This is a genomic window from Streptomyces sp. NRRL F-2664, assembly GCF_000719345.1.
Lineage (GTDB): Bacteria > Actinomycetota > Actinomycetes > Streptomycetales > Streptomycetaceae > Streptomyces.
The window spans coordinates 1-234 of sequence record NZ_JOFX01000599.1; the positions used below are offsets into that span (position 1 = coordinate 1).

A 234-nucleotide genomic window follows, 5' to 3' on the forward strand; every position below is an offset into this window, starting at 1 on the left:
CACGGCCCCGTCATCACCCGCGTCGCCTCGCCCCTCGGCGCGGTGACCGAGATCGCCTACGAGGAGATCCCCGGATCGCCCGTCCCGGCGCTGGCCGCGACCCGACTGCGCACCCTCGACGACCGCGGCGAGCTGGCCGCACCCGAGCAGCGGTTCTCCCCCGCAGTGGAGGAGGGGCGCGCCTACACGGGTGCGGGGGGCGGCTTCGCGGGTGAGGACGATGTCTTCGACGGG

1 protein-coding gene is annotated in these 234 nt (G+C 75.6%); it reads left to right on the forward strand.

Annotated elements, in window-relative coordinates; all coding sequences use genetic code 11:
- Positions 1 to 234, forward strand: a 234-nt coding sequence (locus tag IF89_RS40345) for a hypothetical protein (protein ID WP_043195217.1), incomplete at both ends; no start/stop codon positions are given.